This is a genomic window from Novosphingobium sp. (genome assembly GCF_036733805.1).
Classification (GTDB): Bacteria; Pseudomonadota; Alphaproteobacteria; order Sphingomonadales; family Sphingomonadaceae; genus Novosphingobium.
Genome location: NZ_DAIMZT010000011.1, coordinates 17,223 through 43,024, shown reverse-complemented (window position 1 = coordinate 43,024; position 25,802 = coordinate 17,223). Strand labels below are relative to the sequence as shown.

Below are 25,802 nucleotides of genomic sequence, written 5' to 3'. Positions count from 1 at the left end.
ATTAGAGCATCGTGCATTTAATTTGCGCCAGACTCCGTTCGTGTATCGACTTCGCTTGACACGAACGGACGTGATTCTGAATTTCGCGCAACGCGCTCTAAATGCGCGACGGCCTAACCTTCTACCCCCAGTTGCCAAAGGATGAAGGCGAACTCCTCCGCCGTTTCCTTCAGACTTTCGAAACGGCCAGACTTGCCGCCGTGGCCGGCGCCCATGTTGATCTTGAAGATCAGTTCGTTCTCGTCAGTCTTCAATTCGCGCAGCCTGGCCACCCATTTGGCCGGTTCCCAGTACGTCACGCGCGGATCGTTCAGCCCGGCGGTGACCATCAGCGGTGGATATGCCTGCGCCTTCACCTGATCGTACGGCGAATAGCTGCGGATCAGCTCGAATGCGGCCTTGTCCTCGATCGGGTTACCCCATTCGGGCCACTCGCCGGGGGTAAGAGGCAGACTCTCGTCCAGCATGGTGCACAGCACGTCCACGAAAGGCACGTGCGCAACCACCGCGCCCCACAGGCTGGGGTCGGAATTGATGACCGCCCCCATCAGCTCGCCGCCAGCCGATCCGCCGGCGATGGCGATGCGCCCGGCTAACGTGTAACCACGTTCGATCAGGCCCTTCGCGACATCGACGAAATCGTTGAAGGTGTTGGCCCGCCGCTCCAGCTTGCCCGCCTTGTACCACGCGCGGCCCAAGTCGTCGCCGCCGCGGATATGCGCAATGGCATAAGCGAAACCGCGATCGACCAGGCTGAGGCTCGCAGTGGAAAATCCCGGATCGATCGCGATGCCGTAAGCCCCGTAACCGTAGAGGTACAAGGGGCCTGGCCCCCTGCGGTCGCGGCGGTAAACGATGGAAACCGGAATCGCGGTGCCGTCACGCGCGCTGACCTCCAGCCGCTCAGTAGTGTAGAGGGAAGCATCATAACCGGAGGGGATCTCCTGCACCTTCAGCGTTTCGAGAGTGCGGGCGGCCACGTCATAATCCTGCACGGAGGCAGGCATGACCATCGATTCGTAGGAAAGCCGCAGCTTTTCCATATGCCACTCGGGATTATTGGAAAGGCCGGCGGAATAGCTCGCTTCCGGAAAAACGATCGGCTCGACGCGGGCGGGATCGTCGTAATAGCGCACCTCGATCCGGTCCAGGCCGCGCACCCGTCCTTCGATGACGTAGAAATCCCGGAAGAGGTCAAGGCCGGTCAGGTAGAACTCATCCGAACCTGCGATCAGCGTGGTCCATTCGCCCGGCCGGTCCAGCGGCGCGGTGGCGAGACGGAAATTCTCGTGAGTGTCGTTAGCGTGAATGTAGAGCACACCGTCGCGCTCGTCGACATCGTATTCCACGCCCTTGACGCGCGGCTTGACGAGAATCTGCGGGCCCAGCGGATCGTCGGCCCGGATCAGCCGGGCCTCGCTCGTCTCATGGTCGCTGGCGCCGATAATCAGCCACTTCTCGTTCGACGAGAGCGAGGAACCGACGCGGAAGCCGTCATCATCCTCGTGATAAAGCTCAACGTCCTTTTCCAGCGGATCGCCCAGCCAGTGCAGCCGGGCATTGTCCGTCCGCCACTGCTCGTTCGCGAGCGAATAGACGAGTCCTCTGTCCCCCGCGACCCACACCAAGCTTGAAAGCGTGCCTGGAATCTCGTCCGGCAGCAGCTCGCCGGTTTCCAGCTTCTTGATCCGGGCGGTGAAGCGCTCCGATCCATTGTCATCCACGGCGTAAGCCAGCAACTTGCCGTCATTGCTGACGGACATGGCGCCAAGGCGGAAATAGTCCTTGCCGTCCGCCAGCGACACTTCGTCGAGGATCAATTGGTCAGCGGAGCCGTCGTTCGGAGCGGCGGCCGGTCGGCGCCACCATTTCTTGTATTCTGCGCCTTCCTCGAACTCGATCCAGTAAAGCCAGTCGCCGTCCTTTTGCGGCACGGACTTGTCAGCCTCCTTGATGCGACCGCGCATTTCGGCGAACAGATCGTCGATCCGCTGCCGATGCGGCTTCATCCGCGTTTCGAACCAGCGGTTCTCCTGTTCCAGGTGAGTGAGCACCTCCTTGTCGGTAACTTCCGGATAGCCCGGATCGCGAAGCCATGCGTAATCGTCTTCCACGGTGATGCCGTGATGCGTGAAGCGATGCGGCTTCTTCGATGCTTGCGGGGGGCCAGAAAGCTCCGGCGCGACGGTCTGGGTGGAATCTGCCATGGCCTGCATCTATGTTGAGAGGATGACCCTCGCAAGCCGGATACCCTAACATGCTGATGAATACCCCCCGAGAAGCTCTGGGCGCAGAGCGCCTGGATGCCCTGCGCAAGGAATTGAAAGCGCGGGGTCTTGACGGCTTCGTGATCCCGATTTCCGACGAACATATGAGCGAGTATGTGGGCGGCTATGCCCAGCGCCTGGCCTGGCTGACCGGCTTTGGCGGATCGGCGGGCACTGCCGTGGTGCTGACTGACCCGGCGCCGCAGCCGGCGGCCGCGATCTTCGTGGACGGGCGCTATACGCTGCAGGTCCGCGACCAGGTGGACGGACGGCTCTATGCCTATGAAAGCATTCCGCAAACGAGCGTGGCCAAATGGCTGGAAGCTCATGCGCCCGATGGTGCCGTCATCGGCTATGATGCCTGGCTTCATGGCGTGAAGTGGGCCGAAACGGTCGACAGGGCTCTGGCCGGCAAGGGCGGCAAGCTGGTGGCAGTGGACAGCAATCCCGTCGACGCGGTCTGGCAGGACCGCCCCGCCCCCTCCGCCGCTCCCGCGCTGGTTCACCCCGACGAGCTGGCGGGCGAGAGCAGCGAGGCCAAGCGCGCAGCCGTTTCCGAATGGCTGGCCGGCAAGAGCCTTGATGCCGTGGTGATTACCGCGCTCGATTCAATCGCGTGGCTGCTCAATATCCGGGGTACGGACGTGGAGCGCACCCCCGTCGCGCTGTCCTATGTGATCGCGCGGGCCGACGGCACTGCGGACTTGTTCGTCGCCGAAGAGAAAGTGACGCCCCAATTGCGTCAGCACCTGGGCAATTCCGTGAATATCCAACCTCGTGACCGCTTCGTGCCGGGGCTGGAAGAGCTGGCCGGAAAACGCGTCTCAGTCGATCCCGAACGTGCGGTCGGCGCGATTTTCACCGTGCTGCGCGGCTGCGGTGCGACCGTGATCGAGGAACGCGATCCCACTGTGCTGCCCAAGGCCATCAAGAACCCGGTGGAGCAACAGGGCCACCGCGATGCGCAAAAGCGTGACGGCGGCGCTGTCTCGCGCTTCCTCCACTGGCTTTCGGTGGAGGCGCCCAAAGGCGGGGTGACTGAGCTTTCAGCCGCCGCCCAACTGGAGGCTTTCCGCAAGGCCGGCAGCGATCTGCGCGACCTTTCCTTCGATACGATCTCCGGCGCGGGGCCTAATGGGGCCGTCGTGCATTACCGTGTTGCGGAGGAGACCAACCGCACGCTCGAACCCGGCATGGTCTACCTGATCGATTCCGGCGGGCAGTACCCCAGCGGCACGACGGACATCACGCGCACCGTGTGGATCGGGCCGGGCGAGCCCGCCGCCGAGATCAGGGACCGCTTCACCCGCGTGCTGAAAGGCCATATCGCCCTTGCCATGGCCGTTTTCCCTAAAGGCACTGCCGGCAGCCAGCTTGACGTGCTGGCTCGTCAGGCGCTGTGGCAGGCCGGACTCGACTATGCTCACGGAACCGGGCACGGCGTGGGCAGTTTTCTTTCGGTCCACGAAGGCCCGCAGCGCATCGCCAAGTCGGCAGGCGCACAGGGAGGGACGGACCAGGAGCTCATGCCGGGTATGTTCCTTTCCAATGAACCAGGCTATTACAAGACCGGCGAATACGGCATCCGCATCGAAAACCTGGTGCTGGTGGAACCGCGTACCATCGAAGGGGCGGAAGGCGAGTATTACGGCTTTGAGACGTTGACGCATGTGCCGATCGAGCGAAAACTGGTCGACCGCGCCATCCTGAACGATGTGGAAATCGGTTGGTGGAACGCTTACCATGCCCACGTGCTCGACGTGATCGGCCCGCAGTTGGACGGCGGCGCCAAGGCATGGCTGAAGGCGCAGTGCGCGCCGTTGTAATTGGGAATTGTAATGTTGGATTTGTTCCCATAATGTTCTGATCTTCCACAGCGACTCGCGAGGGAGAAGCACGATGATCGGCTATGTCACGCTAGGCACTAACGACCGGGCGCGCGGTGCGAAATTTTACGACGCGATCTGCCGCGAACTTGGCGTCGACCGCATGATGGAAAATGAGAAGTTCATCGCCTGGGGGGCGCCGGGCGGGGGCGCCGGCATTGGCCTGACGCAACCTTTCGATGGCAAGCCTGCATCGGTCGGCAACGGCGTGATGGTCGCACTGGAAGCACGGGATGAAGACCAGGTGCAGCGACTTTACGAGATCGCGCTTGCCAACGGCGGCACTTGCGAAGGCACGCCAGGTCCACGGGGAGAGGGGTTCTATGCCGCTTATTTCCGCGATCCTGACGGCAACAAGCTCAACGCGTTCTGCAGGCCGGCCTGATGCCTGGCTTGGTACGTGATCTGCGGACGCATCCGATCCACCTGGGGCTGGGCGCTCGGGCCGAAGCGCAGCCCGCCTTTACGGGGGTGGAGTGGTACGCGGCTTATGCATCGCGCGCCGCGGACGACGGTCGGGAAGGCAGGTTGGTGACCCTGCATGAATTCACCGGCGACTGGGACTGCTGGGAAATGCATCCGATGGGCGATGAAGTCGTGGTGTGCCTTTCAGGCGAGATGACGCTTATTCAGGAACTGCCGGATGGCGCATTTCGGGCGGAATCGATCGGTCCGGGGCAGTATGTGATAAATCCGCCCGGCGCATGGCACACTGCGGACATTGCCGGGGCGACCACCGGCTTGTTCATTACGGCAGGGGAAGGCACGCAGACCCGGCCGCGTTGATCGCCGCTTTCGACCGGCATGACGGGCGGAACCGCGACAATTGACGACAATAAAACGGCCTTATGGCATATCTCAGCGACAAGGATGCCATAGAAGAAGCGCGGAGGGCCGCGGGGCAACGTCGCCCCTCTCTTCCCGTCCCGCGGCTCTCTTCTTTTCCGGAGCGAAACCCAAGATGAAAACGGCAATGAAAAAACTGGCGCTCGGCTTGTCAGCCGCCATGCTTTCGATGGGCAGCGCGGCCTATGCCCAGCATGAGATGTCCGACAAATCCATGATGGATCCTGATGGCGACGGCGTGCTGACTCGCGCGGAAGCGCAGAAGAAGGCGGAGGAGATGTTCGCCAGGCTTGATGTGAACAAGGACGGCAAGCTCGATCAGACTGATCGCGAAGCGCACCGTGCGGAAATGCGCAGCCACATGTTCGACAAGCTCGACACCAATCACGACGGTTCGATTTCCAAGTCCGAGTTCCTGGCTGACCGAGGGCCGGACGCGGACGCAGAGGGACCGCGCGGTCCCGGCGCGAAAGGTCACGGCATGCGCGGCATGCATGGCGGCGGCCATCGCATGGCAATGATGATGGAGAAGATGGCGGACGCCAATCATGACGGCGTCATCACCCAAGCCGAATTTACCGCGGCCGCGATGAAGCACTTCGACATGATAGACGCCAATCACGACGGTCAGGTCACCAAGGAGGAACGGCAGGCCGCGCGCCAGAAGATGATGTCGCGCTGGAAAACCGGAGAGCCTGACGGAAACTGAACGCTGCAGAACCGCCTGCCAGAAATCCACAAACCGCAGCCCGACCGGCCGGCCGGAGTGAATGAGAGGCGTGAAAGACGGACGGATGAACGAAATCGCACCCGTAAAACTGCTTCTTGTCGATGACGAACCAGCACTGCGCGAACCCCTGGGCGAATATCTTTCGCGCCAGGGGTTTGACATCGTCCAGTCGGCCAATGCCACCGAAGCGCGGGGCCGGTTGCGGGAGGACAACTTCGATCTCGTGCTGCTTGATATCATGATGCCGGGCGAGGACGGGCTTTCGCTATGCCGCCACCTCATCGAAGCGCGCGATACACCGGTGATCTTCCTGACCGCGCGCGGCGAAGCCACTGATCGCGTCGTCGGACTGGAAATCGGCGCGGACGATTACGTGGTCAAGCCATTCGATCCGCGCGAACTGGTCGCCCGCATCCGCAGCGTATTGCGCCGTGCCTCACGCAACCCTGCAGCCGCAGCCGAAAACGAAGCCTTTCTGTTCGAGGGTTGGCAACTCGATCCTCTCAAACGCCGTCTGACTGATCCGGAGGGCGCGATGGTGGCCATATCCTCGGTAGAGTTCCGCCTGCTGCTCGCCTTTCTTGAACATCCGCGTCAGGTTCTCAACCGCGACCGGTTGCTGGACATGGTGCAGGGCCGCGAAGCGCATCTGTTCGATCGCGCCGTCGATAATCAGGTCAGCCGCCTGCGCCGCAAGATCGAGGTGGACAGCCGCAACCCGCAACTGATCCAGACGGTCTGGGGCGGTGGATACATGCTGGCCGCAGACGTGAAGCGAGTGCCGCTTAGCCCGCAATGAAAATCCCGCAGCCTCGCAGTCTGATGGGCCAAATGCTGCTGGCGATGGCGGCGGCCCTGCTGCTCGTCCAGGGTCTGGGCTCGTACCTCGTTTACCGGGCTCAGCGGGAAGCGTTCGAGACCGGCATGGTCAACATCGCCGCGTTCCGCCTCATCGCCGATCCGCGCGGGCCGGGCACTTTCGCGCCGCGCCCCTTCCGGCGACCGTTCGGGGGCACGCCTCTGCGTGCCTTTCCCCTGGAATTCGGCACTCGTTCGCCCGCGTTCTCAGGCGAACCGAGGGACTCCCGCGCGGAAGTTCGCCTCAGAAATATTCTCGCCGAGCAGAATTTCCCGCAATCGGAAATCGTGATCGTCCATCGTTCGGTCGGCAGCGATCCGATCGCCCGCAAAAGTGCGGCGCAAAAAGTCGCCATGCTTCACATGAATGCCTACGAGGCCGATGATCTGATGAGCAGCCATCTGCTGGTGGTCGGGGTGCGTCCTGTGAACCAGGCGGGCTGGCTGATCGCGCGGGTGCGGTCGCCCCGGACGCTGAACATGCTGCTGCTTCCGCTGGTCCTGCAAACGCTGCTGATTTACATTGTGCTGGTGGGCGCGGTCGGACTTATCCTCCGCCGGATCACCCGTCCGCTGGCCGCTCTCACTCGCCGGCTCGAACATTTCGCCAAGACACGGGACGCCGAGGGGCAATTGGCGCCTTCCGGCCCGGACGACATGCGGCGCTTGATCGTGGCGCACAACGCCATGGAAGCGCGCATCGCTGCCATGCTTGATGAAAAGGACGTGATGCTGGGCGCTCTTGGCCACGACCTCAAGACGCCGCTGGCGGCGCTGCGCATGCGCATTGAATCAGTGCAGGACGAAACAGAGCGCGCGCGCATGGCGGGAACCATCGAGGATATCGTGCGCACGCTTGACGATATTCTCTCGCTGGCCCGCGTCGGTCGGCCCAGCGACCCGCGCGAACGCACCGAACTGTCCGCCCTCGTCGCCTCGGTGGTCGAGGAATACGAGGATATGGGCGAGCCTGTGGAGTTGGGCGACACGATGCGCATCGTGCTGGAGGCCCGGTCCACCTGGCTGCGGCGAGCGCTGCGCAATCTTATCGGCAATGCCTTGCGCTATGGGCAGAACGCCCGGGTTTCATTGATGCGCGAGGGACGGCGCGCGGTGGTGCTGATCGATGACGACGGCCCCGGCATTCCCGAGCACGCCATCGAGGATATGATGAACCCCTTCACCCGCGGCGATCCTTCGCGCAATTCGGCGACGGGCGGCGCGGGGCTGGGCCTTGCGCTGGCGCGGGCCATCGCCGATCAGCACGGCGGCGCGCTCAGGCTAACCAACCGGCTGTCCGCGACCGGCGAGGTAACGGGCCTGCGGGCCAGGCTGGAGATACCGATTTAGCGCACTTCTCGACCAATGTGGATCGCCGTGATTGCGTCAGGAAATCCACTGGGGAGGCGCCTCGTCGGGATGGTTCGAAATATCGACATATTCCCTCGCCATCTCTCCTTGCGCCGAACCAAATTGGGCTCCGTCACGGTGACCCACATCGGTCGAGAAGCGCTCTAAGGCGCCCAGGATTTGCCACGCTGCGCGCGTTGCAGAGGTGGCCAGCGGGCGATTGCGTCGCTAGAGCCTGTCCGAACGCGAATGCACCGGATGCCAGAGCCCTTCATTCTCCTTGATGATGCCCGTGCGAACGGCGCTGCCGACGCCAGGCTTTACCGCCGGCCTGCCGAGATCGTGGCGGCTTCGCGCGGCGCCGAGGTCGTGCCGGCGCTTGATCGGATCAAGGCGCTTTCGCGCGAGGGTTATCATCTTGCCGGCTATATCGCCTATGAGGCCGGGCTCGCATTGGAGCCGCGCCTGGCGCCGCTGCTGTCAAAGCGGGAGGGTGCGGCCGGGTTCCTCGTGTGGTTCGGCGCCTTTCGCGAGTGCGAGCGGATCGCCGCGTGGGAGATGCCGCAATGGCTGGCCATGCGAACCGGCGCCCTCCCTCCGGCAATCGGGCCGCTCCAACCGCAAGTCGGCATTGGCGACTATACCCGCGCTTTCACCGCCCTGCGCGCCGCGATCGAAGCGGGGGACATCTATCAGGCCAACCTGACCTTCCCTCTCGAAGGGCATTGGCGCGGCGATCCCCTGGCGCTTTACCAGGCGATCCGGCCCAGCGCGGCGGCCGGTTATGGCGGTGTGCTTCATGACGGGGCGCAATGGCATCTCAGCTTTTCTCCCGAGTTATTCTTCTCGTTGCGGGGCCGCTCGGTGCGGGCAAAGCCGATGAAGGGCACGCGCCCGCGCGGTCGCGATCCCATCGACGATGTCCGCCTGCGCGAAGACTTGCACGCCAGCGCGAAAGACCGGGCGGAAAACCTGATGATCCTGGACCTGATGCGCAATGACCTCTCGCGCATCGCCGAACCGGGGTCTGTGGAGGTCGCGGAGGCTTTCAGCATCGAAAGCTATCCCACGGTTCACCAGATGGTCTCCACGGTGCTGGCCACTCTTGCGCCCGGCAAGCATGCGGTGGACCTGCTGCGCGCGCTCTTTCCTTGCGGATCGATCACCGGCGCGCCGAAGATCCGGGCCATGGAACTGATCGCGCAGGTCGAGCCCTGGCTTCGCGGCATGTATTGCGGATCGATCGGGTATATCGAACCCTCTGGCGATGCTGCATTTAATGTGGCAATCCGCACGTTGCGCCTGTGTCCTGACCGGAACGGGGGTGGTGAAAATGCTGGCGGACGCGCCGTCCTGGGGGTGGGATCGGCAATCGTCGCGGATTCACAAGCACTTCCCGAATGGCGGGAGTGCCTGGTCAAAGGGGGTTTCGTGCGAGAGTCGCAAGTGCAAGCGCCGGGAGAGGCGATCTCGCCCGCCAGTTTCGACCTGATCGAAACCATGCGCTTCACGCCTGAAGACGGCATTGTGCTGCTGGAACTCCACCTGGAACGTATCCGGGCAAGCGCCGCCGCGCTGAGCTTCGGTTTTGACCGTCACGCCGTGCGCAACGCGATCCAGGCGCTCTGCTTCGATGCCGATAATCCCGCCCGCCTGCGTCTCGTCCTGGGGCGCAGCGGCGCTTATGCCCTCGAACTGGCCGAGATGCCGGAACGCCTGCCCGAACCGGCGATTGTCGCGGTGCTGCGCATGCCGCTCGATCCCGGCGATTGGCGGCTCGCCCACAAGACCAGCGATCGCGGTCTTTACGAGGCCGCCCTTGCCGTAGCGAAGGACGCCGGCGCACACGAGGCGCTATTCCTGCGCGATGATGGACTGGTCACGGAAGGCGCCTTCACCAATCTTTTCGTCGAGCGCGACGGCCGGTTGCTGACCCCGCCCACGCCCCTGGGCTTGCTGCCCGGCGTGCTGCGCCGCTCCCTGATCGAGCAAGGACGGGCGGTGGAAGCGGAATTGATGCTGGAAGATCTTGCCGACGGCTTCCTGATCGGCAATGCCCTTCGCGGACTCATGCCCGCGCAGTTGCTGACCTGATGCATATTTCCCCCGCCCTTGCTCGCATCGCCCCGTCGCAGACGACAGCGATGACCGATCGCGCCACTCAGCTTCGCGAGGAAGGGCGCGACGTGATCTCGCTTTCGGTGGGCGAACCCGACTTCGCGACGCCGCCTCACGTCATCGCGGCGACCAAGGCCGCGCTGGATGCCGGTCAGACGAAATACACTCCGGTCGGGGGCACGTCCCGGCTGAAGCGGGCCGCCGCACTTCACTTCGCCCGCGATCTGGGGATCGAAGCGCCCGCCTCGCAAGTCACCGTCAGCGCCGGTGGCAAGCAGGCGATCTTTCACGCCATGATGGCCACGCTCAGCCCCGGTGACGAAGTGATCGTTCCGGCTCCCTGGTGGGTAAGCTATCCAGAGATCATTCATTTCGCCGGCGGCAAGGTCGTGCCGCTGCATACGCATGCGAAAGACAATTACCGGTTCACCGCCGCCGATCTTGAGGCGCAAATCGGCCCGAACACGCTTTGGCTGATGCTGAACAGCCCGGGCAATCCCACCGGCGCCTGCTATCCGGCGGAGATGCTGCTGAGCATCGGCGAGATGCTGCGCCATCATCCGCGCGTGATGGTGCTTTCGGACGATATTTACGCGCCGATCAATTATACCGACGCGCCTCATGCCACGCTGGGTCGCCTGTGCCCCGATCTTGCCGACCGCATCCTCACCGTTTCCGGCGTGTCCAAGAGCCACGCGATGACCGGCTTCAGGATCGGCGTGGCGACCGGGCCGGAGTGGCTGATCCAGGCAATGGAGCGGTTGCAGTCGCATTCCTCGGGCAACCCCTGCTCCATCAGTCAGGCGGCCGCCGTCGCCGCCTTCGAAGGGCCGCAGGATTTCCTGGCCGATTGGTGCGAGCGCTTCCGGGCGCGCCGCGATCTCGTTGTGGCGGCAATCAACGCGATACCCGGCCTCTCGACACCCACGCCGGACGGCGCCTTCTATTGCATGGTGGACGCAGCCCCGCTGATGGAGCGCTTCGGCGATGACAGCGCGCTGGCACTGCATCTGCTGGAGCACGGTGTCGCGATCGTGCCGGCCTCCGCCTTCTGCGGCCACGACGGCTTTCGCATCAGCTTCGCGGCCGATCAGGCCACGTTAGAGGAAGCCTGCCACCGGATCGCGCGGGCCGTGGCATAACGGCCGCAGGCATAGCCCGGCTCCGGCTCGGAAATGATGAAAGTGAATGTAATGCAGTTGGAAATCCTCTTTGAGGACGCCGAGGCGCTCGTGATAGACAAGCCCGCTGGCCTCCCCCTCGATAGGCCCCGCGCAGGCGGGGCAAGCCTGGACGACTATCTCGACGATCTGAAGCTGGGCTTTCAGCGCGCCCCCGCGCCGGTCCATCGGCTGGACCGGGACACGTCCGGCTGCCTGCTCTTGGCGCGCAATCCCAAGGCGCTCAAACGCTTCGCCGCCGCTTTCGAGGAGAGGCTGGTGGAGAAGCGCTATCTGGGTATCGTCATGGGCGATCTGGCCGAGGCCGAGGGGACGATTGCGCTCTCGCTGTCGAAAGTCAGCACCGCCAAGGACGGTTGGCGCATGATCCCCGCGCGCAAGGGAAAGCCCGCGGTCACGCATTGGCGCAAGCTGGATGGCCGCAACGGCCTGACGCTGGTGGAGTTCCGGCCCGAAACCGGCCGGACGCACCAGATCCGCGTTCATGCGGCCTCCGGGCTCGGCGCGCCATTGCTGGGCGATCCGGTCTACGGCACGGGCAAGGGAGCGGCGCGCACGATGCTTCATGCCGCCGGTCTGGTCGTCCCGCGGGGAGAGAAGGCGCCGATCGCGGCGGCAAGCCCCCTCCCGGCGGACTTCGCCGCTCTTGGCTTCGCGGATGAATGACTGCGATTGAGGACATCGTCAGCCGCGCTCAGGCACTGGCGAGTGAAAGCTTCATCGCTTCGACAGGCCCCGGTGGGCAAAATGTCAACAAAGTGGCCATGCTTGTGATAGTAGCATTATTTTTATATTATTGATTTATAGTAATTTTATTCTCTCCACTTGCCACGTCCAGACTTAACATCTGAGCGACGCAGCTTTGCCTCGACCCTGCGCTTTTGCGATCCTTTGGTGGGCTTTGTGGCTTTGCGGGCACGGGGCACGAACGTCGCTTCAACGATCATCGCTATGAGCCGTTCGCGGACGTCTTGACGATTTACGAGTTGGCTACGTGAGCCCTCGCTTCGCAAAATCAGCACGCCGTCTGACGTCATTCGCGATCCAGCAATCTTGCTCAGACGCAGCTTAACAGCATCAGGCAGCGACGGCGAATTTGCCACATCGAAGCGGAGAATGACCGCACTATCCGTGGTGTTAACGTGCTGGCCGCCTGGCCCAGACGAACGCGTGGAACTCTCCTGAAGTTCGCCTTCGTCGATACTGATAGAACGGGTCACTGGAATGCGGGCCATGGCCCTAGAATACGCAGGATTGGCGTTGCTGCCAACTTTCAGCGTGAGGACCAACGTGCCGTGAACGGCGGAATAAATACGGCATGAGATTTTACGAGTTCGCCACGACCAAGCCGCGAAAACCACGCAAACCCAACAAGCCATTGACGCCTGAGCAGTCCGTGGTGGCGGCGAAAAGGCGGCAGGTCGATACCGCCAAATTAGCATTGAAGAATGTCAAGGACGCGCAGAAACGGCGCAAGGATGCCGAACGCGCTCGCCGCATTTCCTATGCGGGGACGCTTCAAAAGGGATGAAATGCGGAATGCCAGCAAGATGCGGGTAGCTGTGCGGAGGTCAGACCTCCATTATACCCACATACGCTGACAGTTCGCGATGTCGATGAATATCAGGTGCCGCGCTGGCGGGACTGACATGTCAGATGCCCATTTACTATGTAGATAATTTGTTGAATTAGCTCACTAGTAGTGAGTGATAAACGCCCCCACGGCGAACCGTGAGGACGTTTATAGGCCATCGCTGGAACGCATATGCGCCTCCATGGGCTAAATGATCTGTCACACTAACGCAGTAACAGACAGCGCATAGATTTAAGTGTCGGCAGATTCCTCCTCAGCAGCCTTAGCGGCGCCGGCACCGGCTGCCACAGTATTCTTGTTTGCCGTGGCTGCTGCCCTGATCCTGTCTTCCTCCTTTTTGATCGCACGACCCTTGGTAATGATAAACTTCTCGTAGTCAGCTTCCTCCCAAGCATCAAAGCCAACGATCATCAGTTTGCTTCCAACGACCTTGAACGTAGCAGTGCCATATTCCACACTGTCAGGCAGTTCCTCTGGCTTTGTCATATAGAACACGTCGTCGTTGTTGCGACTTTCACCCAGCTTGATGAAAAGCTCACGGTGCTTGAGCACCTGCTTGATACCCTTTCCTTTGCTCTTCGCTGGATGGGCGGCACGATCCGCCTTTTCGATCCCAAGTAGGGCCTTACCAAACACAGGGTCGCTAAAGGTTTCGATGAACATAGCGGCAGCTTGGGCGCTCACGTTGTGCTCGTATAGATAACGCATCACGTTACCGTATTTTTCCGCTGAGCGATCACGCTTGAAAACCAGAAACGTGCTGTCGCCAGCTGACTGCTCTTCCCACGACCCATAAAGCAAGCCGCAGATATAAGCCCAATTGTTCGTGCCCTTCTTCTTGATAAACCTCTCAGCTTGCGTGGTCATCTGACACTCTTCCAACAGCGCTTTGACATGGTGCCTGTTGGATCGCATGAGCAAAGTGCGCGCGATAGCGAAGGCATGGGCCAGCTCCTGATAAACTGCGCGACGGCCAAACAAGGCGTGCGTTGCTTGAGTCCTTTGGCTCATAGTCAGGACTTTTCCGCGGAAATCGAGAACGATTTTCAGCAGGTCTTCATATTGCTTGTTTGGTCCAAACTGCGAGTGCTTTTCATCAATGAGGCAGTCAATCATATACTGATTGTTGTCATATTCGATGGTAACGTTAGGATCAGTTGGCAATTCGTCACTTGAGTTGCGGCAAACGATATGTATTCTGTCATCTGCTTCGTTGATTAACGTTTCTTCACGTGATCCGGTTTGATCGGTATCATTGCTCGAAGTGGTAATTGTAGGTTTATTAATGCTCATTTGTACTGACTTTCATATAGCGGGTGAAAGAACCACTTTATGCGTTCCGCTTGCGCGCACAGGTGGTGGTTTCCAAGAGCGCGGTTTGCGCGCTTGAATTATTGGGCATCTGACAATGTCAAAGAACGAGCGCATTGCTGACTGGCAGCGCTGCGTCGCGATCCCTTGATACGCCAGGGTTGTCCTCATGCTTGATTATCTTGATTACATATTCATAATCAGGATAACCTATGGGCATGACGCAGCCATCCTCCGCAAACGAAGTCGGCCAATCAGCGCGGCGGGATGACCTTGAATGGTTCCGCCTCTGGTTCGGATTTCTCAGGATCAGCCCAAGCTATGAGCTTGCGCGACGATACAGGTCTGGCGAACTGTCACGGTCAGCGGCGTTGCCCGCCGATTTTGAAACAGCCCTGACGGTGTATGATGACCTTGGCGACGTATCGTCCATCCGCTTCGCGGAATGGTGGCGCGGCGTAGGATTTCAGCATTTCGGCTACGAGGGCCAAAAGCCTGAACTCGTTCGCTTGGGCGTTCTCAGCTACGATGATGATGACGACCAACTGATGCGGATGCGAAGCAGCGTCAGGGACTACTTGACGGAGGAATGGCTGGATCAAGGTCAGCCCACCGCGATTGTCGCCGCCATTCCCGTGGGCGTGCCCAAGGCGCAGATCATGAAGCAGATCGCGGCCATGTTGGGCGGCATCGCGCAGGAAGAGCGCGAGCATAAGCGGCAACTCGTGGGGCGGACGGCCGAATACCGGCTTGTTCAGGCAAAGCTTCATCAACGCAGCGTTGGCCAATATCTGGCTACCGTGCTGGCGAAGGCACAGTCCCCATCATCGACACTATGGCAGATCGGCGCTTTGGCAAATTTGAGCTACACCCACAGTCGATGGCTCGATCCTGCCGCCACGCCAACGGGCAAAGATCAGATCGACGCCCGCGACAGGCTCAAGATACTGACAAGCCGCGCCCTTCATCGCGGCCATATGATCGCGGAGAATGCGGCACGAGGCATATTCCCCAGCTATGCGAAATGCCTAGATGCTGTGGCGCTGGACTGGGCTGGATTGGGCAAGCGGCTGTAAGCAGACGCGGCGATTCACTAGTAGTGAGCCTGTATCTCGCTCCTGCGCGGTTCGCAGCCAAGGCGGACTAAATATCGGCAGCAATGGCTTGCCGACCCATTGCGCTCTTACGCAGGCAACGATGGGCATCGTGGTGCTGAACACGGTGCCCATCGTCATTCTTGCCCATTTCCCCAATTTCCAAGCCCGGTGGCATAAATAGAATTGCGGCAAGAGCGCACATTCAACCCTCAGCACCCCAACGCTCTGGCAAGCGGCTGAGGCCATGGCCACAGGCAGGACAGGACAATGCGACCCAGTAATCCCCCTGCCCAAGATGCGGAGTTGGACCGCGACGCTGGGTGTATACAGGTGTTACGCTATCGAGACGCGTGCGATCCGAGATACTGGGTCTAAGCCAATGCCTGCGGTTATCCACGTCTAAGCAAGTCAATCAATCTATCGAAAAGCAGCCAGCCCTGACGAAACACGGTCAACTGGCACGTCGCATCGAGCTACTGTAAAGGTTCAATGCGGCCACCGGCCGGAAAGGCGAAAGCCGAAGGGATATCAATCCAGCCCAAACTGCGTGGTAAAACGGCCCACCACGAAATCAGCGTCGGAAAACCTGACGCGCTCTTGTCCGCCCAACGCGGTTTGTTTGTCTACAGTGCGGTGACACGGAATGTCGCCAAGATTATCCCCGACAGGGAACGCTCTTTGGACACCTGCGATAAGGGTGCCTGAAGCTCACACGCGGCGCAACGGCGCAGGCGGAGGAAGGAATGGCGGCTGGGAAACCAGTCCATGCCTTTTGCGAACCTAGGGGTCGGGGAAATCGTGTGGCTCAACGGAATGCCCATCACCATCAATCCCAACCAAATCAACCGAACCAGACAAATCCAGCAAAAGACGATCATTCCGAGCCATCGCGAGGAATGATAGGCGATGCTGGTTTGTCAGATGCAGAGCGAGCTTGCCGAGCTTTGCGGCTGTTGAACAGTTCCACCAAGACGTCGGGCAATTCATTCGCGATCATGTGGCGGTCATTTCGCCGTTGTTGTAGGCTACTGTCATGAACAGCGTTCCCGGCTTCCATGACGCGCTCCTCACCGGAATTTCGCTTGCCGAAAAACGGGTTATCCTTGCGATATCCCGCGTGAATGGCGAGCTATGGCATGCCATTGTTCACGGAGTTCAGGCGCTTCAGGTCGATGAATTCCGAGAAGGCAACATTATCAGCCATTTCGAGGTTGTGGCGGGCTCTGAACCTTCGCGCGATATCCTCAAACGCCTCTTTACCCCGCCCCATCCTGCGGCGGAGCAACAGTATCATGATGCTCATGCCCAGCTACTGGATGCCAAGAGCCGCATGGTGCGGGACAGCGAGGCAGTGCTCGTGATGGTAATTCCCTCATATGGAGCCGAACTTGCCGCCTTTGGCGTATCTTTCGAGGCATTTCCTGCCCCAATCGATACCAGCACACAGGCCGTCAGCGTCGCATGATGCCGAAGCACGCCCCGATTGAAGCGTTTGGGCCAGACAAAATTTTGGTCGGCTTTTGGATGCTACTCACGGGCATACCGTGCTTCATAATGACGTATGACATCGCCAAATTCGGGCCGAGAGCTGATCTGGTAGGGGCGCTGCTGCTTGCGGCAATTGTTCCATCGGCCATCCTTGTGTTCACGATGAGGTTCCGCGCAACATTCTCGGATACCACGTTTTCATATCGCCGATGGGGACGGACCTTTGTCGTTCCGCGCGTCGATATCGACCACATTCTGGTGACGAACCGAACGGCAATCTCGAAAGAGCCAGTGGGTGCTTTCTTGGTGACACGCGATGGGCAGCGATATTCTTTCTGGCCCAAGCTGTTTCCTCGGCGAGCAATTCAAATGTTCTTGGCGCTGGGTGAGGTCAGGGATAGTTGAAATTGCCAACCTGGCTGCGGAGTGCGAACGCGGCTCACTACAAGTGAGCGCCGCATTCAGGTATGTATGCTGTGCTGATGCCGAATGCTGTTGGCGATCAAATCGGGGATGCTCGCATCATGAGCGAGGAAGAAGATAGAAGCGCGGAAGACGCATGGAGCACGGCTTGGCTTTCTGCGGTCCATGACGCGAGCAAGACCCTCAAGCGTCTCCATGAGACGAACCCGTGGCCGCACCTGCCTTTGCTGCCGCAGGCGATAAACTACCTGATGACCGAATTGTGGGATCGTGGGTTCAGTCAGACGGAAATCCGCCAAGCATTCGAAGAGGCGGTCGCAGATATGCCTCGATATGCTGCTGGGGATGAAATTCGGCCATAACGACATAGCAGTGTGTTCCGCAGGACCAAATCCCGCGACCTCGGCGGCTCACTACTAGTGAGCGCCACATTCAGGTAGTCCCTGTCGTGACAGTCGCATGCCGCGCAGTGCCTGTCACATTCAGGTCGATTTCCGCCAAAAATGACATCAGATGGTCAGGCTCCAGACCCGAAAGTGACAGGAGCAAAACATGATCGTCGGCTATGCGCGCGTCAGCACAACGGACCAATGCCTCGATGTCCAGATGGACGAACTCACGGCCCACGGCTGCGAACGCATCTTTCAGGATCAGGCCAGCGGCACCAGCAGGGCACGCGCTGGGCTGGTGGAAATGATGCAGTTTGTCCGTGACGGCGATACCATCGTGGTCAGCAGGCTCGACCGCTTCGCTCGCTCGCTGACCGACCTGTTCCAGCTACTGGACGAACTCAGCCGCAAAGGCGTGGCGTTCCAATGCGTCCACCAAAGCATCGACACGAGCAGCAGCACGGGCAAACTGACCCTCGCGATCTTGGGTGCGGTGGCGGAATTTGAGAATGACATCCGCAGGGAGCGGCAGCGCGCTGGGATCGCGAAGGCCAAGGCGAATGGCGTCTACAGGGGGCGTAGGGCTGGGATTGATGCGGAGCGGGTCCGAGAAATGGCTGCTCAGAGCATGGCAGTAAGTGCAATTGCCAGCCAGCTTGGTTGCCACAGGCAATCGGTTTATCGTCTGCTCGGTTTGTGCGGTTCCTAATCAGCCGCGACGGCTGTGTTTGGTCAAGGGCACATATAATGGTTTGGAGCTAATGGTTTGGAGCGATGATATATGAACGATGACGCCAAATTTACACGCGGGTATATCGATGGATGGCAATCATTAAAGCCAGGTTCCAATCCTCCAGGAATACCAGCGTATGCGATACCGGCGGGTATCGAGGCTTACGATTACGGGTTTGATCTCGGCAAGGAAAAAGCAGCATCTAATAATGGTAGGAAATAATAATATCTCATAATTTTGATATATTCTTACGCCAATTTGGAGGAAAAATGAAGAGAAAATACTACGATAAAAATGGTAAGATGGTAGGCTTCAGTAGAAGTGGAAAGGATGTTGAAAAAGAAGATGCGGCAACAAGCTCAATAACTCTTTATGCATTGTTTTATGCGCCAGTTATATTGGCTTCAATTATCTTGATGGCAGCATTAACGAAGTGGGGCGTGCATGGCCTTTTCTCAATAATAATTGGAGGGATGGCTGGCATACTATCGATTTTTGTGATGCAGAAATTTACGATAATAAGGCAGATATATATTATAGCAATTTCGATATTCTTCTCTGCCTTAGCATTTAAAAAAATATCATCAAGTTATGATAATATTTGGGCATCTGGCGCAGCAATATCTACACTCCTGTTTTTTATATTGTTCTTGAATTTTTGTCACTTCGGAGGGCGAATGCATTCGAATAACGCGAACGCGAGCGATTGATATCGTCGTAAAATATTTGATCTTAATTCTGATCGACAGGAAGAACGACCGTGCCATCGACTGACCTTGACCTCAACGGCCAAGGAGTAATGGAAAATGTCGATCCTCAAGACCCTCAAGCTGACCGCTGCCACCCGCAATGTGACCCTGACGCCTGAGCTGGTGCTGCGGGGCAAGCTGATCGGCTTCCTCAACGAGCAGAAGGCGCTCGCGGAAGCCGAAATCGGCGGGACGCCGTTCAGCGCGACCAAGCGCGTGAAGCGCACCAACGAAGCGGGCGAGAAGGTCCGCGTCGATGCCCCGCGTCATGTCCGCAAGGGCTGGTTCATGGATGCGGCTGGCAAAATGTTCTTCCAGATCCGCTATGGCAGCAAGCCACTGGAACTGGCCAAGGGCATGAATGCCGTGGAAGTCGAAAACCTCGCGGCATTGCCCACGGTTATCGCGTCGATCATTCAGGCCGTCCAGGCTGGTGAACTGGACGCGCAGGCCAAGGCCGCAAGCGCCGACCGCAAGGTTCAGCGCAAGGCCAAGCAGACGGGTGCGTGACGGTTTGGGGATGATGGGCGGAGTGCGCGGCTTCGCCCCTTGTCAACAAGGCCTCGGCATGTTCAGAAAGCCCCTGTCGAGCACGGGCGTGGCAACACGTTGAAAGTTCGCGCCCCTTGCGCGGTGCCGCAAAAAACCGTCAAAGTGCCTGACGCGCATAACTTGGTGGCAATTTGATGGTTCACGTTTTCTGTAATCTCGACGATGAGGAAGACGGTCTGCCGCCGATGTGCGACATGACTTTCGAGATCGTCGAAAAGCAATACGACGAGTTGTCATCAAGCTGGCGCTTGGCCTTCCGTGCTGACGCAGCGCCGTATGATCCCGTGGGTTTTGGTGCGATTGTCCCCGTCGTAGGATGGCATGAGCAGGTTGTTGGGGAAGGAGACGAGGCCTTCCACAGTTTCTGGGGAGCAGTCTCTATTCACACGAGCGGCCCTGAAAGTGACAGATTGGTGGCGCTGTTGGCTGATTATTACGGGCTGTCGGCGAACAGAATTGGGGAAGGTTCACCAGCCAGTCTAAAGTTCACAGACAATATCGAATGCCTTGCCGTTGGCATCGCATCCAATCCAGCGGCAATCGCTGATGAAGTTGTCCGAATGAAGCTATTTTTCGACGAGGGTGTCGAGAATGGTCGCTATGCTGAGGTGTTTTTCGACGTCGATCTGGCTGATGGGTTCGCCAAGTTGAACGAGAAGGACGAGGATTACCGCGCAGATTTGGTGTACTGGCTATCGCTGCCAGGAAAAGTGAATGGTAATCCATATGCCGCTTGAAAGATTTGACTTCGAAATTGCTGATCCTCGCCCAATCGCGGCTGAAGCTCCTTACACGTTTTTTCTTCCCAGCGGTGAGCAGCTGGGCGCTATAAAACAGGCCGACCTCGTTAAGCTGATGTTTGAATATTCTCATCAGACCGAAAAATGGGCGGCAGAGCGCATGTGGGTGAAGGTCAGTGAGGCCGAAGATGATCGTCTTCGTGGCATATTGGAGAATGTGCCAGATGAGCCGACTTCCCCGCTGTCGTTGGGGGACGTTATAGAATTTCGACGTCACCACGTTCTCGCTATTGAATGGGAAAATCCCGAAAAAGCGCCCCCACCAGCAGATTACCGCGAATATTGGGACAGGTGCCTCGTCGACGACTGCGTGCTCGAAGGCGGAGTGCCCGTAGAGTTCATCTATCGTGAAGATCCTGACATGACGCAGGCAGGCGACACATATCCAGACAGCGGTTGGCGCATCAGGGGCCGGCAGGGAGCATCAACCGACGCAGAGATGGAGGCGCGGAAGTTGTCCTATGTGGCGCTGGGCGCGGTCCTCAATCAGGATGACAGTTGGCTTTCGTGGATCGATGCTCCCGTTGGAACCGCGCTGATGCGGGATTTCGACACGGGGAGTTACGTAGCACAGGATTAGGCCTCATTTCGGGCCATGATGCGCGACCTACCGCCTGCTCACTATAAGTGAGGCAAGCAGATCGCCCGTGCCAACGCGATGCCCGTGAATGTTGTGGGTCGCGTTCATTACGGGATCATACCAGCCTACAGGCCAACCCGCAGCCGTGTAGCCGTTGATCCGCCGTCCAACCTGTTGACGCCACCCCAGCAGGTTGCCCGAATTGTCCCGTAGATTTTGCCGCACGGTGAATTCCTCCATCTGGTCGCGGCGTCCGACAGGAATTCCAACGCCGTGTCGATCACGGCATACGGCGGCACCACGACACTCACTACTAGTGACGATGGGGACTGCGCCGCCTATCAGAGCGTCTGAAGGGCACGGGACGCAAGCTGGGTTATGGACAGCAAGGCAAGCGGCGAACCCTTGTCTGGGCTTCGTCTGGGACGATCAAATCATCTGACCGCCTGACATATTGCCCTCCTTGTCAAAGCACCAAACTGCCAACCCGTCCACGAACGCGGCAGTTTCCCCGTCAGGGAAACACGTTATGCGGGAAAACAGGCCTTGGAATACCTGGTGGACCTTAAGCCGTGCCGCATAGCTGATTTCGGGGTCATCGCTTTCCAAGGCAGCACGGGCATTCTTGACGACCTCAGCGACCTGCTCTGGCGATGCGGCGCCTTCTTCTACCTTCAGCTTGTCGCGCAATTCGGAAAGCGCGGCATCAAGCTCTTCGACCTCTGTTTCAAGCTGCGCCGCCTTATGCGCGAGGGCTTTGGAATGCGCCTCCACCAAATTTTCGACCACCGTGTTGAGTTGCGTTTCCTTCAACGCCTTCTGCCGCTCTTGCTCGGCGATTTCCTCGCGCAGTCGGTTGATGGCGGGCTTGGCCTTGAAGAATTCGTCGTCGGCAACGGCGCTCAGGAACGTATCGAGAATTGCGTTGACCAAAACCTCATATCGGATCGCCGTCTTGTTCGAGCAATTGTGATTGCGACGGGCATTGTTACACTTGAGATAGCTTCGAGCAGTCCGATGGATATGGATCTTGCCATTCGAACGGCGCACTGTCGTACCGACCTTTTGCCCGTTCTGGTAATACATGACGCCCTGACATTCTGAGCAGCGGGCAATTCCGCTGAACAGGTTTTTCTGGGTGTGCTGGGCCTTTCCGCCCGTGCGCTGACGTTGAATGAGCAGGCCTTGGACGCGGTTGAACTGTTCAGCGGTAACAACGGCAGGGAAATAATCAGGGATCACCGTTCCCGCCAATTCGTCTTTCAGATGCGTGCGGCTATGCGCGAAGGGGCGGAACTCGCCCAAGACGGATCGATTGGTCAGGAGGCGATGGATGTATGTCGTGTTCCAGCCACTTGCCTGCGCCTTCCTGACAGCGGTCCAGTTCGCCTCTTTTCGGCTATTGAGCTTGTTGACGATGGCGGACAGGCCGTGGCCCGCGCAATACCAATCATAGATTTCCCGCAGCACGGTGACGCGCTTGTTGGCCGCTTTGATCTCTTCGTTTTCAATCGTGAGCCAAGCGGGAATGCTGGGGGTTACAATCTGCCTGTTGCCCGCAATTGCCTGATCGACTTTGTGTTTCCAGACAGCCTTGATGCGTTTGCTCTTCTTGGTGCTTTCATCCAGTGCCAGTTCGGCTTTGATGATGACCATCATGACCTTGGCCATGTCGATACGGTCGCCAGCGGGATAAATCTGATTATCCTGCGTGGTGGCGACCGTGACGCCGTTCTGGGTGAGCTGACGCAACAGGTCGAAGGCCTGTTCGTATCCCTGACGGGTCAAACGGTCGATATTCTCGACTACGAGAACGACGCCAGTCTTGAATGCTCCAGCTAAGGTTTGCTGCTCAAAATCGTAGAGCGCGGAACCGGGTTGGCGATTTTCACCTGAGAATGCCGAACGACCTTCATCCCGCAGTTCGCGGTCTTCATGATATTCCCAGCCATTGCGGCCAATATGGGCGCGACCGTCCTCCAACTGACGTTCGAGCGAATGCCCCTTCGCTTGTTCAAGGGACGAGAAGCGCGCATAGATAAAGGCAGGTAACATCGCGGAAACCGTAGCTTACATCCGTTAACGGATAATGTGTGCTACCGTCACTAACATGGCGACGGCGGTGCAGGTTCGCCTCGATGTCTACGCCCTGCGTCTCTCACCGCCGGTCTTCGCCCGGCTGAAAGTGCTTGCCGGCAGCCGCATGACCTCGCGCGGGGAACTGGTGTTGACGGCGCGCCGCTTTCGTACGCAGGAGGCCAATCGCGCCGATGCGCGCGAACGCCTGGCCGCGCTGATCGAGGATGCGCACAAACTGCCCGAACAGCGCGCCAAGAGCCGCGTCAACCGGATCGGCAAGGAACAACGCCTGAAAGGCAAGAAGCTGCGCGGCGCCGTCAAGGCCGGGCGCGGCAAAGTGAGCTACGACTGAGGCATCTTGCCGCGCCTTATTCCGCCGCCTCGCTGGGGCTTGTTCCCGTCTCTTCGGGCGAAGGCACCGGAGCCTGGGTCGGCGGGCGCCGTTGGTCAAGCATGGCGGCGGCATCGTCCAGCGCCCGTGCTTCGCCCACCGTCACGCCGCCGGGTCCGGGATCGGAATCCGATTTCCCGCAGGCTGTCAGCGCCAGCAGCGCGAAAAGCAGACAAATGCGTTTCATATGCGCCGGCTTAGGCGCAAACCGACCAGGCGTCGACTCGCGCTTGAGCGGGCGCTCGCAAACCCGTTCGAGCATGTCCGTCATCATCTGGGCAGCCACGCCAGGGGCATCAGCGGATGCCATCCCCAGGCATTGGCGGCAAACCCATTGACGCTGCCGCGCACCAGTGACCAGCGGATCGGCGTACCGAAAGGGATGAAGACGTTAGCCGCGGTCAATTCCGCCTCTGCCTCGGCCAGCAGGGCGGCGCGCTCGCCAAGCGAATCGGCCTTGTCGGCTTCGGCGACACGGGCGTCGGCATCCTGCGAGCACAAACCCCGTCCGGCGCGGCAGGACAGGCGATTAAGGAACCAGGCGGCACGCGGATAGCGGGCCACGTCGTCCACCAGCGCCAGGTCCGCCGCCTTGGCATTGCTCGCTCGGCTAAGGCTGACGCCAACCGCGCGGAAATCGCGGGCAAGGTGGTCAAACAACACTTGCGATCCTTGCCCCTCGGGAAGCCAGACCTGCAGCGCCACGCTGTCTGCGCTTTTCATACCCGTCTGCTTGGCCCCCGCTCCGGCCTTGCCACCTCCCGAGAGCCAGGCGCGCACACGGGTCGCCGAAACGCGCCGCCGGTCGTCCATGGTCTGGCCGCCCCAGCGCTCACCAATGGTGCCAAGATCGCCTTCGAGACCCCCCGTGACAATGCGAGAGCTTGGCGACCAGCCTCCCACCCCGAATGGCGCCATCAGCGCCTCGCGGTCGATCGCCATCGCCAGCGCCTCCCGATTGGCGGGATCTGCCAGAAAGCCGCGATCGTTCATCACCTGCAAGCCGAACAGACCGATCACCGGATCAAGCTTTATGGTGCCGCGCAGGATTCCGACCGATCGCGTAAGCAGGAAGTCCTGGATACGGCCGCCGAGCACCAGATCCACGGCGCCGTCATTGAAGGCGTTCACTGCCTCTGCCCCGCTTTGCGCATGCAGTTCAATCTGACGGGTGCGCTTGTCCCAGTCTTCGATCGCCGGCATGCCGAGTCGGGACGGGTCGATCGGGGTGAGGCGGGCGGCCTCGCGCACTCTTCGCAGGGCCATAGGCCCGGCGCCCCGCTTGTCGTTATAAAGGCCAAGCTCCGGTTGCGCGAGTAATTGCAGCAGGTAGGGCATCGGCCGCTTCAGACGCAGCTCGACCACCCGGCCGGCCATGACGCGAATCTCGTCGATCCCCGAAAGGTCGAGCGCCAGCGGCGTATCGTCCAGCGCATCGAGCGCGATATCCAACGCCTTCTTCGCGGATTCCGCCGTAATCGGGTCACCGTTCGCCCAGTTGCCGTCGCGCAGCCGGAAGATATAGCTCTGGCCGTCATCCGTTACGATCCAGCGATCCGCCAGCGCGGGAACGACGCGCCCTTGCTCATCGAACGCGACGAGCCCTTCGGCAGTGGCTGCGCGAACCAGCTGGCCAGCCGTCGCCAGCTTGACGCTTCCCTTGAAAAGCTCGTCCGACGCGCCGACCACCGCCACATCGAGCGTCGCGCCGCCGGACCCGCGACAGCCGGCAAGCGGGACCGCCGCGAGCACGGCGATGACCAAGACCGCCTTGCGCATGATGCGCATAGGGCGCGGCCTGAAACGCCGGAGAAGCTGCCGATTGCCCGGTCGCGAATGACGGTTTCCCGCGCTTCCGCCGCTTAGAGCCCGCAATGCCGCGTGGCGCCGGTTCTCGAAATCAGCCATTTCCGCTCCGGCCTGGGCCAAATCCCGTGGCCACCCTAGTCAATTTGCCCGGCGTCGCAAATGCGCGCCGCGAAAATTTCGCGGCGGCGAGGAGAGCGGGCAGATCAGACCTTGCGCAGCGGGCCGCCAGCCGGGTGAAGTCGATGATTGTGCAAGTGCTGGCGCGGAGCCTCTTCGCTTACACTGAGGGGGGCACGGGCCAGTTTCGGGTCGATATCCTGGCTGAAGGCGACGCCGAAACGGTTTTCCTGCACCCAGGCCACGGAACCGGCGACCCACCCGATGTTGCGGATGTTCACTTCCACGATGGAGCCGCGCGCCACGCGCACCATCCCCTCGCCCATCATTCCACCGGAGGAGAGATTGCGAACCTTGATACGGTACTGACCGTCAAGCCCCTCCAGGCGCAAGTCTGCCATGAGGAACAGGCTGTCACGCGGAACCTGACGATTTTCACCTTCGTTCATGAACT

At 60.0% G+C, this 25,802-nt stretch carries 28 protein-coding genes; 21 read left to right on the top strand and 7 right to left on the bottom strand.

The genetic code is table 11. The features are described 5' to 3' along the window. Window positions 1-113 precede the first annotated feature (113 nt). Window positions 114-2,216: a S9 family peptidase gene (locus V7D69_RS04805; protein WP_324064114.1), complete on the bottom strand. Its 2,103-nt coding sequence runs from the start codon at window positions 2,214-2,216 to the stop codon at window positions 114-116. A gap of 41 nt (window positions 2,217-2,257) precedes the next feature. On the opposite strand from V7D69_RS04805, the gene V7D69_RS04800 reads away from it, so the two are divergent. The 9 genes from V7D69_RS04800 (at window position 2,258) to V7D69_RS04760 (ending at window position 11,902) form a co-directional block, all read left to right on the top strand. Further along, on the top strand, window positions 2,258-4,093 hold the full coding sequence (locus V7D69_RS04800) for an aminopeptidase P family protein (RefSeq protein WP_333605194.1): 1,836 nt from the start codon (window positions 2,258-2,260) through the stop codon (window positions 4,091-4,093). Between the two features lie 73 nt (window positions 4,094-4,166). After that, complete coding sequence (locus V7D69_RS04795; protein WP_324064112.1) at window positions 4,167-4,538, top strand: VOC family protein; 372 nt, start codon at window positions 4,167-4,169, stop codon at window positions 4,536-4,538. Then, complete coding sequence (locus tag V7D69_RS04790; protein ID WP_324064111.1) at window positions 4,538-4,939, top strand: cupin; 402 nt, start codon at window positions 4,538-4,540, stop codon at window positions 4,937-4,939. The genes V7D69_RS04795 and V7D69_RS04790 overlap by 1 nt, the downstream gene beginning before the upstream one ends. Before the next feature lie 175 nt (window positions 4,940-5,114). Next, complete coding sequence (locus tag V7D69_RS04785; RefSeq protein ID WP_333605193.1) at window positions 5,115-5,708, top strand: EF-hand domain-containing protein; 594 nt, start codon at window positions 5,115-5,117, stop codon at window positions 5,706-5,708. A gap of 85 nt (window positions 5,709-5,793) precedes the next feature. Further along, complete coding sequence (locus V7D69_RS04780) at window positions 5,794-6,528, top strand: response regulator (protein ID WP_333605192.1); 735 nt, start codon at window positions 5,794-5,796, stop codon at window positions 6,526-6,528. Window positions 6,529-6,560: 32 nt separating this feature from the next. Continuing rightward, window positions 6,561-7,937 (top strand): sensor histidine kinase, encoded by a 1,377-nt coding sequence (locus V7D69_RS04775; protein ID WP_333605206.1) that lies wholly within the window; start codon window positions 6,561-6,563, stop codon window positions 7,935-7,937. A 258-nt stretch (window positions 7,938-8,195) separates the two neighbouring features. Further along, entirely contained in the window at window positions 8,196-10,031 is a 1,836-nt protein-coding gene (pabB, locus tag V7D69_RS04770) for an aminodeoxychorismate synthase component I (protein WP_324060883.1), read from the top strand. Then, the gene (locus V7D69_RS04765) at window positions 10,031-11,197 is read left to right on the top strand and encodes a pyridoxal phosphate-dependent aminotransferase (RefSeq protein WP_333605191.1); all 1,167 of its coding nucleotides are present in this window, start codon (window positions 10,031-10,033) and stop codon (window positions 11,195-11,197) included. The genes pabB and V7D69_RS04765 overlap by 1 nt, the downstream gene beginning before the upstream one ends. 51 nt (window positions 11,198-11,248) lie before the next feature. Beyond that, on the top strand, window positions 11,249-11,902 hold the full coding sequence (locus V7D69_RS04760; RefSeq protein ID WP_333605190.1) for an RluA family pseudouridine synthase: 654 nt from the start codon (window positions 11,249-11,251) through the stop codon (window positions 11,900-11,902). Between the two features lie 146 nt (window positions 11,903-12,048). Here the strand turns inward: V7D69_RS04760 and arfB are convergent, their stop codons facing one another. Beyond that, window positions 12,049-12,471 (bottom strand): alternative ribosome rescue aminoacyl-tRNA hydrolase ArfB, encoded by a 423-nt coding sequence (gene arfB / locus V7D69_RS04755; RefSeq protein WP_333605205.1) that lies wholly within the window; start codon window positions 12,469-12,471, stop codon window positions 12,049-12,051. 83 nt (window positions 12,472-12,554) lie between these two features. Between arfB and V7D69_RS04750 the strand changes: the two genes are divergently transcribed. Continuing rightward, complete coding sequence (locus V7D69_RS04750) at window positions 12,555-12,767, top strand: hypothetical protein (RefSeq protein WP_333605189.1); 213 nt, start codon at window positions 12,555-12,557, stop codon at window positions 12,765-12,767. Window positions 12,768-13,061: 294 nt separating this feature from the next. On the opposite strand, the gene V7D69_RS04745 is transcribed toward V7D69_RS04750, so the two are convergent. Continuing rightward, window positions 13,062-14,123: a hypothetical protein gene (locus V7D69_RS04745; RefSeq protein ID WP_333605188.1), complete on the bottom strand. Its 1,062-nt coding sequence runs from the start codon at window positions 14,121-14,123 to the stop codon at window positions 13,062-13,064. Window positions 14,124-14,359: 236 nt separating this feature from the next. On the opposite strand from V7D69_RS04745, the gene V7D69_RS04740 reads away from it, so the two are divergent. The 10 genes from V7D69_RS04740 to V7D69_RS04695 all read left to right on the top strand — a co-directional run bounded on the left by V7D69_RS04740 (window position 14,360) and on the right by V7D69_RS04695 (window position 20,952). Then, window positions 14,360-15,217 carry a hypothetical protein gene (locus V7D69_RS04740; protein ID WP_333605187.1) on the top strand — a complete coding sequence of 286 codons (858 nt, stop codon included), beginning with the start codon at window positions 14,360-14,362 and terminating at the stop codon, window positions 15,215-15,217. Window positions 15,218-16,271: 1,054 nt separating this feature from the next. Next, window positions 16,272-16,703, top strand: coding sequence for a hypothetical protein (locus tag V7D69_RS04735; RefSeq protein WP_333605186.1), 432 nt, complete (start codon window positions 16,272-16,274; stop codon window positions 16,701-16,703). Continuing rightward, window positions 16,700-17,131, top strand: coding sequence for a hypothetical protein (locus V7D69_RS04730; RefSeq protein ID WP_333605185.1), 432 nt, complete (start codon window positions 16,700-16,702; stop codon window positions 17,129-17,131). The genes V7D69_RS04735 and V7D69_RS04730 overlap by 4 nt, the downstream gene beginning before the upstream one ends. A 119-nt stretch (window positions 17,132-17,250) precedes the next feature. Then, entirely contained in the window at window positions 17,251-17,511 is a 261-nt protein-coding gene (locus V7D69_RS04725) for a hypothetical protein (protein WP_333605184.1), read from the top strand. Window positions 17,512-17,701: 190 nt separating this feature from the next. Next, window positions 17,702-18,247, top strand: a complete 546-nt coding sequence (locus V7D69_RS04720; protein WP_333605183.1) for a recombinase family protein — start codon at window positions 17,702-17,704, stop codon at window positions 18,245-18,247. Window positions 18,248-18,319: 72 nt separating this feature from the next. Continuing rightward, entirely contained in the window at window positions 18,320-18,493 is a 174-nt protein-coding gene (locus tag V7D69_RS04715) for a hypothetical protein (RefSeq protein ID WP_333605182.1), read from the top strand. A gap of 47 nt (window positions 18,494-18,540) precedes the next feature. After that, window positions 18,541-18,981, top strand: coding sequence for a hypothetical protein (locus tag V7D69_RS04710; protein ID WP_333605181.1), 441 nt, complete (start codon window positions 18,541-18,543; stop codon window positions 18,979-18,981). Between the two features lie 96 nt (window positions 18,982-19,077). Continuing rightward, window positions 19,078-19,530 (top strand): hypothetical protein, encoded by a 453-nt coding sequence (locus V7D69_RS04705; protein ID WP_333605180.1) that lies wholly within the window; start codon window positions 19,078-19,080, stop codon window positions 19,528-19,530. Window positions 19,531-19,706: 176 nt separating this feature from the next. After that, entirely contained in the window at window positions 19,707-20,309 is a 603-nt protein-coding gene (locus V7D69_RS04700) for a hypothetical protein (protein ID WP_333605179.1), read from the top strand. Beyond that, the gene (locus tag V7D69_RS04695) at window positions 20,287-20,952 is read left to right on the top strand and encodes an immunity protein Imm33 domain-containing protein (protein WP_333605178.1); all 666 of its coding nucleotides are present in this window, start codon (window positions 20,287-20,289) and stop codon (window positions 20,950-20,952) included. Before V7D69_RS04700 ends, V7D69_RS04695 begins: the two co-directional genes overlap by 23 nt. A 429-nt stretch (window positions 20,953-21,381) precedes the next feature. On the opposite strand, the gene V7D69_RS04690 is transcribed toward V7D69_RS04695, so the two are convergent. Further along, a complete protein-coding gene (locus V7D69_RS04690; protein WP_333605177.1) occupies window positions 21,382-23,007 on the bottom strand; it encodes a recombinase family protein in 1,626 nt (541 codons plus the stop codon). Between the two features lie 34 nt (window positions 23,008-23,041). Between V7D69_RS04690 and V7D69_RS04685 the strand changes: the two genes are divergently transcribed. Further along, a complete protein-coding gene (locus tag V7D69_RS04685; protein ID WP_333605176.1) occupies window positions 23,042-23,383 on the top strand; it encodes an aminoacyl-tRNA hydrolase in 342 nt (113 codons plus the stop codon). Window positions 23,384-23,399: 16 nt separating this feature from the next. Here the strand turns inward: V7D69_RS04685 and V7D69_RS04680 are convergent, their stop codons facing one another. The 3 genes from V7D69_RS04680 to V7D69_RS04670 all read right to left on the bottom strand — a co-directional run bounded on the left by V7D69_RS04680 (window position 23,400) and on the right by V7D69_RS04670 (window position 25,797). Then, window positions 23,400-23,609, bottom strand: coding sequence for a hypothetical protein (locus tag V7D69_RS04680; RefSeq protein ID WP_333605175.1), 210 nt, complete (start codon window positions 23,607-23,609; stop codon window positions 23,400-23,402). An 83-nt stretch (window positions 23,610-23,692) separates the two neighbouring features. Further along, complete coding sequence (locus V7D69_RS04675; protein WP_333605174.1) at window positions 23,693-25,210, bottom strand: ABC transporter substrate-binding protein; 1,518 nt, start codon at window positions 25,208-25,210, stop codon at window positions 23,693-23,695. A gap of 224 nt (window positions 25,211-25,434) precedes the next feature. Then, complete coding sequence (locus V7D69_RS04670; protein ID WP_324061025.1) at window positions 25,435-25,797, bottom strand: PilZ domain-containing protein; 363 nt, start codon at window positions 25,795-25,797, stop codon at window positions 25,435-25,437. Window positions 25,798-25,802: the final 5 nt, after the last annotated feature.